Raw genomic sequence first — 14259 nt, forward strand, 5'->3', positions numbered from 1 at the left:
CGACAGAAATGTCTTCCAGAATCTCAGACGCCTGTTTGTGTTATCGGGTCGCACGCGGCGGCGTGGCGCGGTCGGCAATCGCGTCCGCGCAGGCGTAGCCCGCCTCGATGCCGCCGTTGAGCGAGCGTTCGGGGTACTGCGCCCGCGAGGCCATCCCGGCGTAGTAGACCCCCTCGGCCACGTCGTCGCCGAGGTCGTAGGGAATCACCATGTCGAGGTACCCCCGCTCGTAGATGGGCGCGGTCCGGGGGTTGCGCGCCGTCTCTATCCAGTTCACGTCCGCGCGGTCGAAGTCGGGGAACAGCGACTCGATGCCGTCGAGCCACGCCGCCTCGACGCCGGCGTCGTCCATCTGCCACAGGTCTTCCTCGGGGCTCTGGATGTAGCTGACGGCGTACAGCAGGTGTTCGCCGCCGTAGCGCTCCGGCGAGACGAAGTTCGTGTGCTCGATGAGCGCGCCGAAGGGAACCTCCTCGGCGATGTTCAGCCAGTAGGTCTCGGTCAGCGACTCGGGCATGCTGATGACCGAGCAGACCGTCCCCTGGAAGTCGATGTCGCACTCGTAGCCGGTCAGCGCCTCCAGCACGTTCGGCATCGTCGCGACGACGGCCGCGTCCACGTCGTGGGTCGTCGCCCCGGCGTCCGTCTCGACCGTCAGCGACTCGACTGCCCCGTCGGCGCGGCCGAGGTCGGTCACGCGCGCGCCGGTCGTGATGTTCTCCCGGCCGACCGACTCCACGAGCGCGTCCAGCAGGACGCCGAAGCCGCCGTCGAAGTAGCCCAGCACCTCGCCTTTCAGGATGTCGCGCTCGCCGCGGAACTTGACCCGGCCGAGCAGCCACGCGGCGCTGACGTCCTCCCAGCGGTCGCCGAACTTCGCGCGCAACAGCGGCCGGAAGAAGTTCTCGAAGCAGCCACGCGAGGTGTGGTCGAGGATGAAGTCCTTCACCGGCACGTCCTCGAAGTCCTCCAGGCGCTCGTAGGTGTCGAAGGAGGGTCGGCCGCCGCGGACGTCGACGTCGAGTACGAGCATCCCCAGGCGGAACTTGTCGTACAGCGAGAGGTGGGGGTAGGCCAGAATCTCCCAGGGCTTGTTCATCGGGTGGACGACGCCGTCGACGTAGTAGGCGTCGGAGCCGTAGCGCCACTCCAGGCGGTCGCCCAGGCCGAGGTCCTCGGCGAGTTCGACGATGGTCTCCTCCGACTTCGAGAGGTGGTGGTAGAACTTCTCGATGCGGTCGCCGTTCGTCGCGTACGTGGCTGCCAGCCCGCCCAGGTCCTCGCTGGCCTCGAAGACCTGCACTTCGTGGCCGCGCTCCTGGAGCCGGTGGGCGGCCGCGAGTCCGGCGATGCCGCCGCCGACGACGCCTATCATTGGCCGTTCTTCCGCGCTCGCGTGGATAGGTTTTGTGTTGTGGACTGCTTTCGAAAAAATACTTACGAGCAGGGCAGCCAGCCCGGAACGATGACTGACCGCCTGTTCTCCCGTCGCGCGGTCCTCGCGAGTGGTGGCCTCGCGGTCGCCGCGTTCGGCGGGAGCGCCCTCCTCGACGCGGAGACGTTCGACGGGCCGGGACCGGCGGACCGGACCCGCGTCTGGCGACAGCAGTGGGGCGACCCGACCCTCTCGAAGTTTGTGCCGGTCTCCCTGGACCCGAGCAAACTCTCCCCTGGCTGGCACGTCCGGCCGTCGGTCGAGGCCGACCGGCCCTCCGACCTGCACGTCCCCTGTCTCGGCCGCAATCGTGTCGTCGTCCGCCAGGGCAATGCCCTCCGGTCGTACGACCGCGACGACGGCTCGCTGGCCTGGGAACGCCGCTTCGAGCCCGGTCACCTCGGCGCCGTCGCACGCGTCGGCGAGACGTTCGTCGTCCCCGCCAACCGCGGGGTGAGCTTGCTCGACGCCCCGACGGGCAAGACCCTGTGGGTCGGGGAGTACGAGACGCCAGGCGTGCTCGCACCCCTGACCCACCGCGGCGACGCCTACCTCCCGACCGATGTCACCGCCGGCGACGAGCGCTACCACGTCGTCCAGCCGCGGACCGGCTTCAAGCAGTGGGGGTTCGACGCCAACCACGGACACGCGACCGCCGCCGCGGGGGACCGGCTGGCGTGGCTGGGCGACGCACTGACCGTGACCGACCGCCGGGGCGACCACCAGTGGACTGCCGACGTCGAGGTGCCGACGTACACGTACGGCGGTGCCCTCGCAGTCGGTGAGGGCCGCGTCGTCGTCCGTGACTGGCGCGGCGAGGGACGGGCCAGTGTCGCCGCCTACGACACGGACGACGGCACGCGCCGGTGGCGCGTCGAGGGCTTCCGCGACGAGGGGCTGGAACTGTCGCTCGGGCCAGATGCCGTCTACTGTTTCGTGAACTCGACACAGGCCCCGCGACGGCTCGTCGCCCTCGCCACGGCTACGGGGGAACAGCGCTGGGCGACCGACCGGTACGAGGTCACCCGATCCCCGCTCGCGACGATTGACTGGCTGTACGTCCCGACGACGGATGGGCTCGCCGTCCTCGACCCGGCGACCGGCCGCGAGGCCGCGCGCTTTTTCCCTGGCGAGCGGATTCAGTCGGCCGCGGCCGTCGTCGACGGCGTCGCGGTCGCCGCCGGAGGAGTCCTGCGCACACTGGGGAGGTCGGCATGAGCGACCGCGACCCGCTCCCCGTCGGCGAGGCGGTCCTCTACTACGGCCCGGCGGTGTTCGTCGCCCTCCAGAGCGTGGGCCGCTCGGTTCTCGGCGCGGTGCTGGTCGACCCGCTGCCGGTGCTCCCCTTCGACGGGACTGCCGTCCTGCTGTCGGCGCTGGTCGGCGCGCTACTCGGTCGCTGGGGTGCTCGCCCGCGCCCGCTGGCGCTGGGGGCGGTTCCGGTTCTCGCCTGGGTCGTCGCAGGCGGTGCCCGTTCGACGGGTCTGTTCGTCGACACGAGCGTCGGTCTGGTCTCCGGCTCGGTGGTGGTGCTCGCCGACCTCCTGCTCCTCTGGGCCGGCGCGTACGCCGTCGCGGGCGCGGTCGTGTTTGCCCTCGACTGGGAGCGTATCGCCGCCCCGGTCGGACGGCGCATCTACCCCGAGTCGGACTGAGCGGCCGCCACCGCGAGAGCCCGCACCGTCCAACTGCGCCAGTCCGCTACCTTTTTGCCCGCAGTCACGGAACGGCGGAGTATGCTGACCGTTCGGGCGCCGGCGACGAGCGCGAACCTCGGGAGTGGCTTCGACGTCTTCGGCGTCGCGCTCTCGCGCCCGGCGGACGTGGTCCGCGTGGAGAAAGCCGACCGGACCACCATCGAGGTCACCGGGGCCGGCAGCCAGTACATCCCGGAGGACCCCGAGAAGAACACCGTGGGAGCCGTCGCGGAGGCGCTTTCCGCGCCCGCACACATCGAGATAGACAAGGGCGTCCGGCCGGCGTCGGGACTGGGTTCCTCCGCGGCCAGCGCCGCCGCCGCGGCCGTCGCGCTGAACGAACTCTACGACCGGGGGAAGACTCGCAAGGAACTGGTCCCCATCGCCGCGAAGGGCGAGGCCGTCGTCTCCGGCGACGCCCACGACGACAACGTCGCACCCGCGATTCTCGGCGGGTTCACCATCGCGACCGACGACGGCGTCCGCACGGTCGACGCCGACGTGCCGCTGGTGGCCTGCCTGCCCGACATCGTCGTCTCGACGCGCGACGCCCGCCGGGTCGTCCCCGACGGCGCGAAGGTCTCCCAGCTCGTCGAGACGGTGGGCAACGCCGCCACGCTGACGACGGGGATGCACCGCGACGACCCGGACCTGGTCGGCGCGGGCATGTACGACTCCGTGGTCACGCCGGCCCGCGCGAAACTCATCGACGGCTACGACGACGTCCGGGAGGCCGCTTTCGACGCGGGCGCGACCGGCGTCACGATAAGCGGTGCCGGCCCGACGGTCATCGCGGCCTGCCACGAGGGCGACCGCCGCGACGTCGGCGTCGCGATGCTCGACGCCTTCGACGCCCACGGCGTCGATTCGCAGGTCTACCAGACCCGCATCGGCGAGGGCGCGACGCTGTTCGACTGACCTACTTCTCCGTGCCGTCACGCAGCGTGTCGTCGTCCGTCGACGCGTCGTCCCCGGCCGACCCGTTTCCAGACGCGCCGTCGCCGTCCGGTCCCGCCACCCGCCGTGCTTCCTCGGGCCGCTCGGTCGTCGGCCGGATGCTCTCGGTCTCGGGCTTTCCTTGCCGGATGCGGAACCCGCCGGTCTCGGCCCGTCCCGAGAGTTCCTGCTGCGGGAAGGGAATCTTGATGTCCTCCTCGTCGAAGGCGTCCTTGATAGCGCGAACGACGGCGTCGACGGCCTGCCACTTCCGCGGTGGCATCGGCTGGTCGATCCAGAAGCGCAGTTCCAGCACGACCGCCGAGTCGCCGAAGGACTTCGGGACGACCTGCGGCGGCGGCGCGTCGGCGACCGGGCCGAGGTCACGCATCGCATCCAGTGCCACCTCGGCGGCGTGGTCGGGGTCGGTCGCGTAGTCGATGCCCACGTCCTGGCGGATGCGCAGGTGCCCGCGCTCGCTTCGGTTGACGATTGGCTTGTTGCTGACGCTGTCGTTCGGCAGGACGATGGTCTCGCCGTCGAAGTTCTTCAGCCGCGTGTTGACGATGGTGATGTCGGTGACGATTCCCTCCTTCTCGCCGACCTCCACCCAGTCGCCGATAGTGAACGGGCGGGAGAACATCAGGACGAACCCGGCGATGAGCGACCCGAGCGTCTGGCGGGCGGCCAGGCCGACGACGATGCCCAGGAAGCCGGCCCCGACGAGCAACCCGGAGAGGTCGACGCCCCAGACGGTCAGTCCGCCGGCGACGAGCAGCGCCAGCAGGCTGATGTTCCCGACGCGGAGGATTATTTCGCGCTGGTGGTCGGTCACCCGGTCGCTGTCCTCCGCGAACCGTTCGATACTGTCGTCTAGCACGTCCGACGCGACGTAGGCCACGAGCACGAGCGCAGCCGTCGTCACGACCTGTCCGAGGACCGGAATCGAGAGCCCGACCAGCGTCAGCACCTCGACGGCGAGGTCGATGAGCCCCCAGACTGTCAGCAGGGTCACGGACGCCAGCAGCACCAGCGCGACCTGTATCGTCCGGAGGAAGAGGCCGCCGATGGTCGTCGGGACGTACTCGCCGACCAGGTCGACCGAGGAGGCCATCCGGCCCGAGGGCAGGCTCCGGCGCACCACGCTGGCGACCCGGCGGACCAGCAGCGGCGCGACGACCAGCGCCACGACCACCGTGACGAACACGACGCCGGCCGTGAGTGCGAGCCGTCCTTCGGTCGAGGTGACCTGTTCGACGACCGAGCGAATCTCGGACGGCAACGTCACGTTCTGCAGCACGACCGGGTCCATACCGCCCACGGACGAATCGCCGCGACTTGGGCCTTTTCCTCGTCAGTTACGTGCCCATTGCTTGCTCGTTGATGCACTGACGGTCACGCCGCGGCTGTAGGAGAGGACCGGGTCGGCGTCGGGCTCGTCGAAGCCGTTGGCCGCGAAGATGGTGTTCTCCCGGACGTCCCACGTCGCCGGGGAGAGCGTCCAGGGCTCGTGTTCGATGTCGGCGTACCGGACCGTGCCGTTCCCGGTCTCCGTGAAGTAGCGGTACCGCTCGGTCAGGAAGTGCTCGCGGGTCCCCGGTTCGGGCTGGAACGGGTCGCCGTCGGGGCCGTAGGTCCCGGCGAACCGACAGGGCCGGGCTCCGGGCGTCGTCCGGCGGCTCTCGAACCGTATCGGCGGGCCGGGGTCGTACTCCATGTCCGCGAAGTAGTACGGTAACTGGTTGAACAGCCGCGCCCCCAGCACGCCGAGGACGTCGTCCGCGTCGAGGTTGAAGAAGTACACCCCCGGCGCGCCGTCACAGGTGACGTAGGTCCGGAGGTTCAACTCCGGCGTCGTCAGTCCGAGGGCCGCCGGCAGCCCCTTCGGTCGGATGTCGGCGATGACGAAGGGTACCACGGAGAGATAGGCGTCGCCCTCGAAGGTATCGAGTTCGAAGCGTTCGGGGACGTGCGGGCGCACGACGGCGGGGTCGACGGGATAGCTGGCGAACAGGACGTCGCGCCACTCCATCTCGAAAGCCGGCATACGTGGACGTACGGGCCGAGCGAACGGAAATGTTGTGCATCCGGCGACAGAATCCGTCCGGGCTATGACCCGGAACAGGAGCTCTCGATGGCGACGTCGGGTTTCCCCTCGGTCCCCTCCAGGCGCGTGACGACGGTGTAGGTCGGGCAGGACGCCGGCGTCCAGACGGCACCGGTCGCCCAGTCGGTCCCCTCGACGGAGATGCTGTAGCTGTCGCCGTCCAGTCCCGTCCGCTCGAAGGTTTCGCTGACGCCCGCGGGAATGGTCTCGTCGGACAGTTCGACGACGGCCGTTCCGTCGGCGCCGGTGACGGTCACCGCGACGGGCTGTGTCCGCCCGCTCTGGTTGTTCACGCGAACTCTGAGCACCGTCTCGTCCGCCGAGGGACCGCCGACCTGGCCCGGGCTGGTACACCCGGCGAGGGCGAACCCGGCGAGTGCACCGGCCGATGCGAGCACCTGGCGTCGCGTCGCGGTCATGCCGCCGCCATCCTGTCCTCGCGGAGGTAGGCGCCGATGTAGCCACCGACGGCGCCCAACAGGACCATGTAGACCACGGCGACGAGCAACGCGATCGCCAGCACGAGCGCCACAGAGGCGGCCCCGATGCCGAAGCTGATCTCGGCCGAGACGACGAACAGGCCGCCGATGAGGAACGCGAACAGGACGAAGATGGGGACCGAGGCGACGAGTCCGGAGAGGCCGCCGACGCGTGCGCCGGCCATCCGGTCGGCCCGCTCCAGGTACCCCGCCACCGCGCCGCCGATGACCGGCGCGAACGGGATGAACCCCCCCACCACCGAGACCACTGCGCCGACGATGGCGTTGGTGGTCGTGTCGGGCTCCGTCACGCCCATCTCCTCGCGGCGCTGCCGGATGCGCCGCCGGTAGGCCAGGAAGGCGACGCCGCCGACGACGAGCAACACGCCCATCACGGCTAGCCCCAGTCCCCCCCACCAGGCCATCGCGTAGGTCACGTTGACCAGTTCGGCGTCGGACAGGACCGTCGACTCGATGGTCCCGTCGGCGACGAGCCGGGCGATCTCCGCCCGGTTCGCGACGCTGTTGAGGAACACGCCCAGGAGGCCGAACAGCACCCCACCGAGCACCAGCAACGCGGTCACGACCCAGTCGACCGTCCTGCCCAGTACATGGGTGGTCTCGCCGCGAGCACCCTGTACTGTCGTGTCGTCCGTCTCACTCATTTGTGTCATTACAATTGAAACTACGCACGGATAAGTAATAACCTCGTACTGACAGGTACTGTCTCGCTAGGCGCGGTCGGCGGAAAGTAAGCCTGGACTCGGCGGGGGCTCGTCGTGGTGCGGTCAGGCCAGCGACCGTTCCATGAAGCGCCGGCGAATCTCCGGTTCGGGGACCTCGCACTCGTCTTTCTTCCCGAATATCTGATACCGGTACTCCCCGACGAGGTCGTACGCCGTGTCACGGAGTCCCTCGGGGAGGCAAATCAGTGGATACAGAAGCGGGACGGGGCCGTCGAGACGCCGACAGACCCGGAGGATGGCGGTCGACTTGGTGTAGGCCTTCCAGTCGCCGGTTACACCGGCTCTCCGGGACTCCGCTGGAGTCCCGCTGTCCTCTACGAGAACGACGGAATCGAAGTAGTCGGGCTCCATCCCGATGCGTTCGAGCAGTTCCGTCCCCACGTCGGACTGCAGCGGGGCAAAGAGGAACTCGCCCTCTCTGTCGAGTTTGACGATGGCGCGGATAGTGCCGTGACAGAGGTTGCAGACGCCGTCGAACAGCAGGACCGGCCGGTCGATGTCGTCGACGATTTCTGCGGGCGAGCGGTCGGTATTGGCGGCGCGGTCGCTGCTCGGTTCGTCCTCCCCCTCGACGTCGACGGGGATGTCGACGCCCATCCTCAGACGCCGCGGCCCTGCATCTTCTCCTCTTCGGGCAGGTCGACGTTGGCGTCGCCGCTCATGCCCTGGCCGGCGTTGGAGGCGATTTCGACCAGCGTCTCGGGGTCGTCCCAGTGGTTGACGGCCTCGACGATCGCCGTCCCCATCGCCTCGGGGTTCTCCGCGCCGAAGATGCCGGAGCCGACGAAGATGCCGTCGCAGCCGTGGTGCATCATCAGCGCCGCGTCGGCGGGCGTGGCGATGCCGCCGGCGGCGAAGTTCACAACGGGAAGACGGCCGCGCTCGGCCGTCTCGTGGACGAGCTCTGCGGGTGCCTCGTGTTCACGAGCCCACTTCTCGCGCTCCTCGTGGGACATCCCCTCCAGTTTGCGAATCGCGCCCTTGATGTTGCGCTGGTGGTGGACGGCCTGGTTCACGTCGCCGGTGCCGGCCTCGCCCTTGGTTCGAATCATCGCCGCGCCCTCGTCGATGCGCCGCAGCGCCTCGCCGAGGTTGCGCGCGCCGCAGACGAAGGGGGCGGTGAACTCGCGCTTGTCGATGTGGTAGCGGTCGTCGGCGGGCGTGAGCACCTCGCTCTCGTCGACCATGTCCGCGCCGGCCGCTTCGAGAATCTCGGCCTCCTTGGTGTGGCCGATGCGGGCCTTGCCCATCACCGGAATCGAGACCTCGTCGATGATCTCCTGGAGGGAGGCGGGGTCCGCCATGCGGGCGACGCCGCCGCGCTTGCGGATGTCCGCGGGGACGGCCTCCAGGTTCATGACCGCGACTGCGCCCACGTCCTCGGCGATGCGGGCCTGCTCTGCGTTGACGACGTCCATGATGACGCCGCCTTTCTGCATCTTCGCGAAGCCGCGCTTGACCAGTTCGGTCCCGCGCTGGAGGTCCTCCAGGTCGGTCTCCTCTGTCATATCGGACGGAACGGGCTGGATTCACTTAACGCGTGTCTTTCCCGTAGCGTCGGCGTCGCACCATCCCGATACCGTTTTGCCGCCGCCGTTCGTGGACCCGCCAATGGCAACGACCGGTGTCGGCAGCCGCATCGAATCCCTCGTCGCCCGCTACTTCGACGGGTCCCTACCCGCGTCCGAGGGCCTGCCGTGGTACGTCGCGCCGCTGCCGACCTGGCTGGAGAACGTCGCCCTGCGCCTGGCCTGGCCCATCGCCATCGTGAACCTCGTCGGCACGCTTTTTGGCTTCTGGTACTACGCCGGGCGCCCGCTGGAGTTCTCGCCGCCGCTCCTGGAAGGGCAACTCGGCGCGGCCCCGCTTGCGGCCTACCCGCTGATTCCCGACTCCCCGGTCGCCACGATGTTCATCGGCCTCTCGCTTATCGCCTGGCGGCTGGACTGGCAGGCGGAGTGGCTGCACATGCTCGCGTTCTTTGGCTGCATCAAACTCGGGCTGTGGACCCCCTACGTCCAGCTTGCGCTCAACGGGCCCGGCGGCATCGCCGCGTGGCTGTACTGGTTCCTGATTCTCTCCCACCTCGCGATGGCCGTCGAGGCCTTCGTCATCCACCGCTACGCCTCGTTCTCGCTCGGTGCGGTCTTCGTCGCGACGGTCTGGTACGGGTTCAACGACGTGGTGGACTACTTCTGGCCGCTTCTGGAGGGCCCTCACCACACGGTCCTCCGCGCCGAGTACGTCGACGGGGTCATCACCCACGCGGTTCCGGCCCACGACCTCGCTGCCGGCTGGGCCGTCGCGCTGACTATCGCCGCCGTCTTTCTCGCACTCGCCACGCGCGTCGAGAAGGGTCGCCGCGCCGGATAACCCGCCGCTCGCGCCGGGTTCGAGCCACGAACCAGTAGAGCAATCGGTCCCGGCCGTGACATCGCCACCGAGTATGTCGGATTCCTCCGCTACGGACCCGCTGGCCCGGTACGCCGCCCTGATAACCGACCGCAGCAAACTCGTCATCCTCGCCTTGCTCGGCGCGACGCTCGCCGTGGGGAGCGCCGACGGACTGAGTCACTCCTCTACGGCCTCGGCGATGGCCTGCAACTGCGCCTTCCTGAACGCCGTCTCGCCGTCCCCCTCGATGCCGACGGCGTCGAGAATCGCCCCCCGCATCTCCGGTTTGGGTGGGGTCGTCGCGGTGTCGATGTCCGCGTCGACTGCCTCGCAGATGGCGACCAGCGCCTCCTTGGTGAACGACGTCGATTCGATGCGTTCGTAGCGTCCCACCGCCTCCCGGATCTCGTTTCGCAACTCGTCGACTGTTTTCGCCATAGAGAGGGTGTGTCGACACCGCGTGGAATAGCTACCGGTCGGGACAGCGACTCTCGCGGACTGGTTGGGCCAGTAACGCGACGGACTCGCCGGTGATTCGGTTCCAGATGGCTCAGGCCAGCGCGTCCGGTTCCCGGTCACCGTGGGCGCGGACCCACAGTTCCCCGATGCGCGACAGGCGCGTCCGGTAGGACTTGCCGTGTTCCTCCTGCTCGATGTAGCCCTTCCCGCCGGGGCCGAGGCGGTCGACGTTGTAGATGACCTTCGAGCGGAAGGAGTCGGTGTACTCCTCGCCGAGTTCGCGGGCGAGTTGCTGGGCCAGTTCGCTGACGGACTCGAACTCGCCGTGGTCGCCCAGCGTGAACAGGATGACCTCCTCGAACGGCTTGACGTTCGAGAAGGAGGCGACCGGGAGTTCGACGACGTGGCTGCCGTCTATCTCCTTCGCGCCGATGGTCGTCCCGCGCTCGTCGAACTCGGCGAGCAGTTCGCGGGCGCTGTCCAGCCGGTCGCCGATGCGGTCCCCGTCGTCCCCGTCGCGGATGTCCTCCAGCAGGGATATCTGCTGGCGGAGTTCCTCGGCGAGTTCCGTTTCGAGGTACTTCTCGGGGACGGTGTAGTAGGTGTGGATGCGCCGCCGGTCGTCCTCGCGTTCGACCATGATGGAGTGGGCGGCGGTGGCGAAGGCGAAGGAGACGGTGCGGGGCATCGCGGAGATGTTGACCCAGACCTCGCCGGTTCTCGTCCCGTCCTCGCTCTCCCGGTCGAGTTCAGCGTTGATGAGTTCGAAGGCCTGCTCGAAGGCCGTGTCGTAGTCGTAGACGTCCTCGATGACGACCCGCTCGGTCTCCGCGCCCAGCAGGTTCCGGTAGTCCTGTTCGAGCTTTCCCGCGAGCCGCTGGGAGTACTCCACGTTGGCCTCGCTGCCCACCGCCCCTTCCAGCAGGATGACGCGGTCGACGTCCATCTGCTCGCGCACCAGCGGCGCGATGAGCCGGTCGTAGTCGAACCCGACCGGGACGATGTGTGTCTGCATTTGGTCTACGGTAGGTCGGTGTTTATAAAAAACACAGTCTTCTCGACAGCGTCTGCCCGTGTCCGCGCGCCTCGCCGTACCCAGATACTGGGAATCGGCACGCTCGTCTTTGGTGAGTAGTACTGTCCCCCCACATGGGCACCATCACCCTGGCGGTCCTCCTCGCTAGCTGCACGTTGCTGTTCCTGATCGGCTGGTCGCTCCGCCGCCGGTTCACAGGGATGCACAGCGAGACCGAGACGTCCCGGTCTGTCAGTCCGTACAGGCCCGCCGACCACTCGCGCACCAGCGGTGCCTTCCAGGCGAGTCCGGAGGTATCGGCAGGGATGGTCGCCTGCCCCGACTGTGGCACCGAAAACGACTCCGCGTACACGTTCTGTCGGCGCTGTGTCGCCGACCTCACAGCCGGACCGAACGGGTGACTCTGCCGCGACTCCGGACACCGGTGGCGTTCGGTCGTCTGTCCGCCAATCCAGAAGGTCCCGGGCCAGCGTTCCTGGCTGCGTTACCCCGGCCGCGGACTCACAGTCGAAACGTGTCCCCGCGCCGGTCGTCCGGTTTGGCTCTGGCCGCGCAGTCGGCACAGAGCCCCATCTCGGCGTCGTAGTCGAGCAGACAGACTATCGTCCCGCAGCGGTCGCACCGGTGGTCTGCCGCGCGACTCTCGCAGATTTCGCACAGACCGGCGACGCCCATACTGCCCTGTCGGGTCGCCACCGGTTCAAACGTTCCGGCGGTCGCTCTCGGCAGCGGGACGCCAGCCGGTCCACTGACGGCACGCTCCGTCCGTCGACGCCGCCAACTAAAGCGCCGTCTCGTTCATGCAGCGCTCGTGGACGATTTCGCCCCGGTCGTCCGGACCGCGGCGCTGGCCGGCGACGATTGGCTCCCCGCAGGCGGCACACGTCATGACTGCACCGGGGCGGGACGCCCCTCGGGGTGTTGCACCCGCTGGCACCTCCCGCTCGATTCCGACACTCTCCGCAGTGGTCGTCTCGCTGCCCGACCCTTCCCACTCCCGGTCGACTGCGTCGGTGTCGGGGGACCGCATGGTGTAGCCGACGGCGAGCGCGGCCAGACCGGCGACGACCCCTCGCAGGCGCTTGCCGTGTCGGAACGAGCGGACCGCAGCGACGGTCAGCGCGACGGCGAGGAGTACGCGCACGAGGCGACCGCGACCGTCGGAATCTTCCTCGATGTTCATACCCCAATCTTCGCGCCGGACGCCCTTGTAGGTTCAGCCGCCGCCCGACACGCAGTCCTTTTGACTCTGGTCGCCAACCGTCGAGGTATGCGTTCAGCAGTCTACCGGGGTCCCGGTGACGTCCGCGTCGAGGAGGTCGACAGGCCACAGCGCGAGGCGTCGACGGACGCCATCGTCCGCGTCACACACACCGCCATCTGCGGGTCGGACCTCTGGTTCTACCGGGGGCAGGCCGACCGCGACGTCGGCTCCCGCGTCGGCCACGAACCGATGGGTATCGTCGAGGAAGTGGGCGACGGCGTCCGGCGCGTCGAACCCGGCGACCGCGTGTTCGCCCCCTTCGTCATCAGTTGCGGCGAGTGCGAGTTCTGCCGGCGCGGCCTGCACACCTCCTGTGTCGACGGCGAGTCATGGAGCGACCACGGCGGCGCACAGAGCGAGTACGTCCGCGTCCCCCACGCCGACGGGACGCTCGTCCGCGTGCCCGACCGGTACGCCGACGACGAGGACGCGCTCGAATCCGTCCTCCCGCTGACTGACGTGATGGGGACGGGCCACCACGCCGCGGTCAGTGCCGGCGTCGACGCGGCCGAGGAGTGCGTCGTCGTCGGCGACGGCGCGGTCGGACTCTGTGCCGTTCTCGCGGCGCGCCGTCTCGGCGCGAAGCAAATCGTCGCCGTCGGTCACCACGAGGACCGCCTGTCGCTGGCCGAGGACTTCGGCGCGACCGAGACGGTCCTCGACACCGAGGACGTCGACGCGGCGGCACGCGTGGCGGACCTGACCGGCGGCGGCGCGGACCACGTCATGGAGTGTGTCGGCGCGGCGGGAGCGATGGAACTCGCCGTCGACGTCTGTCGGCCCGGTGGCACGGTTGGCTACGTCGGCGTCCCCCACGGAACAGATGCGGAGGGACTGCCCGTGTTCGACCTCTTTTCGGACAACATCACGCTCGCCGGCGGCGTCGCCCCGGTCCGTGCCTACGCCGAGGACCTGCTGGGCGACGTCCTCGGCGGCACGCTCGACCCCTCTCCCATCTTCACGAAGACGGTCGACCTCGACGACATCGCGGCGGGCTACCGGGCTATGGACGAGCGCGAGGCGCTGAAGGTTCTGGTCCGGCCCTGAGCCTACACCTTCGGCATCAGACACTCCGCGCAGTAGAGGTAGTCGCCTTCGACGTAGGCCCCGCAGTTGTGACAGACCCGGCCGCCGTCGGCCATGGGGCGGCCGGCCGATTGCCGCGCGTCGGACTCGGCCGCTTGCCGGTCGGCCCCGTCGCGGCGGGTGCTGGTGAACCAGTTCTGTCGGTCGTGGTACGGGCGAACGTCGCTGCGGAGCAACGGTGGGAGCAGCAGTATCGACGTCGCCAGGACCACCCAGAGCGCGATGCCGACTGTCGCCTCCATGACCGGGACTGTTGGTAGGATAAGCTTAATTCTGACTCTTGCCGTCAATGCTGCCGTTTCACGCGCTCACGGCAGCGGTGAGCCGCACTCGCCACAGAAGACGTAGCCGTCCTCGACGGTCGCACCGCAGTGGGGACAGCGCCGCTCGTACTCCTCGCGCAGGCGCATCTCCCTGCCCTCCAGGCCGTGGAGGTGTCGGGTCCCGGGCCGCGGCCGGCGCAGCGACTTCAGGTCGGCCTCGCTGCGCAGGAGCGGCGCGAGCACGAACGCGAGTGCCGCGAGGACACCGGCGGCCACGAGTACTGCCTCGACCATCGCCCGCGCTAGCGGGTCCAGGCGCTTACGTCTGTCTCCCACCCGCCAGGTATTTCCGCCGGC

At 68.9% G+C, this 14259-nt stretch carries 19 protein-coding genes; 6 read left to right on the forward strand and 13 right to left on the reverse strand.

Annotated elements, in window-relative coordinates; genetic code table 11:
• Positions 1-40: 40 nt before the first annotated feature.
• A complete protein-coding gene (locus WDJ57_RS17600) occupies positions 41-1375 on the reverse strand; it encodes an NAD(P)/FAD-dependent oxidoreductase (RefSeq protein ID WP_338902232.1) in 1335 nt (444 codons plus the stop codon).
• 90 nt (positions 1376-1465) lie between these two features.
• Here WDJ57_RS17600 and WDJ57_RS17605 point away from each other — a divergent pair, with 90 nt between their 5' ends.
• The 3 genes from WDJ57_RS17605 to WDJ57_RS17615 all read left to right on the forward strand — a co-directional run bounded on the left by WDJ57_RS17605 (position 1466) and on the right by WDJ57_RS17615 (position 4050).
• Positions 1466-2653, forward strand: coding sequence for a PQQ-binding-like beta-propeller repeat protein (locus WDJ57_RS17605; protein ID WP_338902233.1), 1188 nt, complete (start codon positions 1466-1468; stop codon positions 2651-2653).
• On the forward strand, positions 2650-3090 hold the full coding sequence (locus WDJ57_RS17610) for a hypothetical protein (RefSeq protein ID WP_338902234.1): 441 nt from the start codon (positions 2650-2652) through the stop codon (positions 3088-3090). Before WDJ57_RS17605 ends, WDJ57_RS17610 begins: the two co-directional genes overlap by 4 nt.
• Positions 3091-3171: 81 nt before the next feature.
• Positions 3172-4050: a homoserine kinase gene (locus WDJ57_RS17615; RefSeq protein WP_338902235.1), complete on the forward strand. Its 879-nt coding sequence runs from the start codon at positions 3172-3174 to the stop codon at positions 4048-4050.
• A 1-nt stretch (position 4051) separates the two neighbouring features.
• Here WDJ57_RS17615 and WDJ57_RS17620 read toward each other — a convergent pair whose 3' ends face one another.
• The 6 genes from WDJ57_RS17620 to pdxS all read right to left on the reverse strand — a co-directional run bounded on the left by WDJ57_RS17620 (position 4052) and on the right by pdxS (position 8908).
• A complete protein-coding gene (locus tag WDJ57_RS17620) occupies positions 4052-5380 on the reverse strand; it encodes a mechanosensitive ion channel family protein (protein WP_338902236.1) in 1329 nt (442 codons plus the stop codon).
• A gap of 42 nt (positions 5381-5422) precedes the next feature.
• Entirely contained in the window at positions 5423-6115 is a 693-nt protein-coding gene (locus WDJ57_RS17625; RefSeq protein WP_338902237.1) for a YqjF family protein, read from the reverse strand.
• A 62-nt stretch (positions 6116-6177) separates the two neighbouring features.
• Entirely contained in the window at positions 6178-6594 is a 417-nt protein-coding gene (locus tag WDJ57_RS17630) for a hypothetical protein (protein ID WP_338902238.1), read from the reverse strand.
• Positions 6591-7328 carry a DUF5518 domain-containing protein gene (locus WDJ57_RS17635; RefSeq protein WP_338902239.1) on the reverse strand — a complete coding sequence of 246 codons (738 nt, stop codon included), beginning with the start codon at positions 7326-7328 and terminating at the stop codon, positions 6591-6593. Before WDJ57_RS17635 ends, WDJ57_RS17630 begins: the two co-directional genes overlap by 4 nt.
• 114 nt (positions 7329-7442) lie before the next feature.
• Positions 7443-7997, reverse strand: a complete 555-nt coding sequence (locus WDJ57_RS17640) for a thiol-disulfide oxidoreductase DCC family protein (protein WP_338902240.1) — start codon at positions 7995-7997, stop codon at positions 7443-7445.
• Positions 7998-7999: 2 nt separating this feature from the next.
• A complete protein-coding gene (pdxS, locus tag WDJ57_RS17645) occupies positions 8000-8908 on the reverse strand; it encodes a pyridoxal 5'-phosphate synthase lyase subunit PdxS (RefSeq protein ID WP_338902241.1) in 909 nt (302 codons plus the stop codon).
• A 103-nt stretch (positions 8909-9011) separates the two neighbouring features.
• Between pdxS and WDJ57_RS17650 the strand changes: the two genes are divergently transcribed.
• Entirely contained in the window at positions 9012-9773 is a 762-nt protein-coding gene (locus WDJ57_RS17650; RefSeq protein ID WP_338902242.1) for a DUF1405 domain-containing protein, read from the forward strand.
• 198 nt (positions 9774-9971) lie between these two features.
• On the opposite strand, the gene WDJ57_RS17655 is transcribed toward WDJ57_RS17650, so the two are convergent.
• The gene (locus WDJ57_RS17655) at positions 9972-10232 is read right to left on the reverse strand and encodes a hypothetical protein (RefSeq protein WP_338902243.1); all 261 of its coding nucleotides are present in this window, start codon (positions 10230-10232) and stop codon (positions 9972-9974) included.
• A 112-nt stretch (positions 10233-10344) separates the two neighbouring features.
• Entirely contained in the window at positions 10345-11268 is a 924-nt protein-coding gene (locus WDJ57_RS17660; RefSeq protein WP_338902244.1) for a DUF6293 family protein, read from the reverse strand.
• A 134-nt stretch (positions 11269-11402) separates the two neighbouring features.
• Here WDJ57_RS17660 and WDJ57_RS17665 point away from each other — a divergent pair, with 134 nt between their 5' ends.
• Positions 11403-11690: a DUF7577 domain-containing protein gene (locus WDJ57_RS17665; protein ID WP_338902245.1), complete on the forward strand. Its 288-nt coding sequence runs from the start codon at positions 11403-11405 to the stop codon at positions 11688-11690.
• A gap of 100 nt (positions 11691-11790) precedes the next feature.
• Here the strand turns inward: WDJ57_RS17665 and WDJ57_RS17670 are convergent, their stop codons facing one another.
• Both WDJ57_RS17670 and WDJ57_RS17675 read right to left on the reverse strand, forming a co-directional pair.
• Entirely contained in the window at positions 11791-11964 is a 174-nt protein-coding gene (locus WDJ57_RS17670) for a hypothetical protein (RefSeq protein WP_338902247.1), read from the reverse strand.
• A 106-nt stretch (positions 11965-12070) separates the two neighbouring features.
• A complete protein-coding gene (locus WDJ57_RS17675; RefSeq protein WP_338902248.1) occupies positions 12071-12472 on the reverse strand; it encodes a DUF2892 domain-containing protein in 402 nt (133 codons plus the stop codon).
• An 87-nt stretch (positions 12473-12559) separates the two neighbouring features.
• Here WDJ57_RS17675 and WDJ57_RS17680 point away from each other — a divergent pair, with 87 nt between their 5' ends.
• Positions 12560-13600 (forward strand): zinc-binding dehydrogenase, encoded by a 1041-nt coding sequence (locus WDJ57_RS17680; RefSeq protein WP_338902249.1) that lies wholly within the window; start codon positions 12560-12562, stop codon positions 13598-13600.
• A gap of 2 nt (positions 13601-13602) precedes the next feature.
• On the opposite strand, the gene WDJ57_RS17685 is transcribed toward WDJ57_RS17680, so the two are convergent.
• The gene (locus WDJ57_RS17685; RefSeq protein ID WP_338902251.1) at positions 13603-13881 is read right to left on the reverse strand and encodes a hypothetical protein; all 279 of its coding nucleotides are present in this window, start codon (positions 13879-13881) and stop codon (positions 13603-13605) included.
• A gap of 66 nt (positions 13882-13947) precedes the next feature.
• Entirely contained in the window at positions 13948-14238 is a 291-nt protein-coding gene (locus WDJ57_RS17690) for a zinc ribbon domain-containing protein (protein ID WP_338902253.1), read from the reverse strand.
• Positions 14239-14259 lie beyond the last annotated feature (21 nt).

Origin of the sequence: Salinibaculum sp. SYNS191, from assembly GCF_037338445.1 — an archaeon.
Lineage (GTDB): Archaea > Halobacteriota > Halobacteria > Halobacteriales > Haloarculaceae > Salinibaculum > Salinibaculum marinum.

Excerpts from the sequence above, each read along its gene's own strand:
- WDJ57_RS17600 (WP_338902232.1), bottom strand. The coding sequence starts at position 1,375 with ATGATAGGCGTCGTCGGCGGCGGCATCGCCGGACTCGCGGCCGCCCAC.
- WDJ57_RS17605 (WP_338902233.1), top strand. The coding sequence starts at position 1,466 with ATGACTGACCGCCTGTTCTCCCGTCGCGCGGTCCTCGCGAGTGGTGGC.
- WDJ57_RS17610 (WP_338902234.1), top strand. The coding sequence starts at position 2,650 with ATGAGCGACCGCGACCCGCTCCCCGTCGGCGAGGCGGTCCTCTACTAC.
- WDJ57_RS17615 (WP_338902235.1), top strand. The coding sequence starts at position 3,172 with ATGCTGACCGTTCGGGCGCCGGCGACGAGCGCGAACCTCGGGAGTGGC.
- WDJ57_RS17620 (WP_338902236.1), bottom strand. The coding sequence starts at position 5,380 with ATGGACCCGGTCGTGCTGCAGAACGTGACGTTGCCGTCCGAGATTCGC.
- WDJ57_RS17625 (WP_338902237.1), bottom strand. The coding sequence starts at position 6,115 with ATGCCGGCTTTCGAGATGGAGTGGCGCGACGTCCTGTTCGCCAGCTAT.
- WDJ57_RS17630 (WP_338902238.1), bottom strand. The coding sequence starts at position 6,594 with ATGACCGCGACGCGACGCCAGGTGCTCGCATCGGCCGGTGCACTCGCC.
- WDJ57_RS17635 (WP_338902239.1), bottom strand. The coding sequence starts at position 7,328 with ATGACACAAATGAGTGAGACGGACGACACGACAGTACAGGGTGCTCGC.
- WDJ57_RS17640 (WP_338902240.1), bottom strand. The coding sequence starts at position 7,997 with ATGGGCGTCGACATCCCCGTCGACGTCGAGGGGGAGGACGAACCGAGC.
- pdxS (WP_338902241.1), bottom strand. The coding sequence starts at position 8,908 with ATGACAGAGGAGACCGACCTGGAGGACCTCCAGCGCGGGACCGAACTG.
- WDJ57_RS17650 (WP_338902242.1), top strand. The coding sequence starts at position 9,012 with ATGGCAACGACCGGTGTCGGCAGCCGCATCGAATCCCTCGTCGCCCGC.
- WDJ57_RS17655 (WP_338902243.1), bottom strand. The coding sequence starts at position 10,232 with ATGGCGAAAACAGTCGACGAGTTGCGAAACGAGATCCGGGAGGCGGTG.
- WDJ57_RS17660 (WP_338902244.1), bottom strand. The coding sequence starts at position 11,268 with ATGCAGACACACATCGTCCCGGTCGGGTTCGACTACGACCGGCTCATC.
- WDJ57_RS17665 (WP_338902245.1), top strand. The coding sequence starts at position 11,403 with ATGGGCACCATCACCCTGGCGGTCCTCCTCGCTAGCTGCACGTTGCTG.
- WDJ57_RS17670 (WP_338902247.1), bottom strand. The coding sequence starts at position 11,964 with ATGGGCGTCGCCGGTCTGTGCGAAATCTGCGAGAGTCGCGCGGCAGAC.
- WDJ57_RS17675 (WP_338902248.1), bottom strand. The coding sequence starts at position 12,472 with ATGAACATCGAGGAAGATTCCGACGGTCGCGGTCGCCTCGTGCGCGTA.
- WDJ57_RS17680 (WP_338902249.1), top strand. The coding sequence starts at position 12,560 with ATGCGTTCAGCAGTCTACCGGGGTCCCGGTGACGTCCGCGTCGAGGAG.
- WDJ57_RS17685 (WP_338902251.1), bottom strand. The coding sequence starts at position 13,881 with ATGGAGGCGACAGTCGGCATCGCGCTCTGGGTGGTCCTGGCGACGTCG.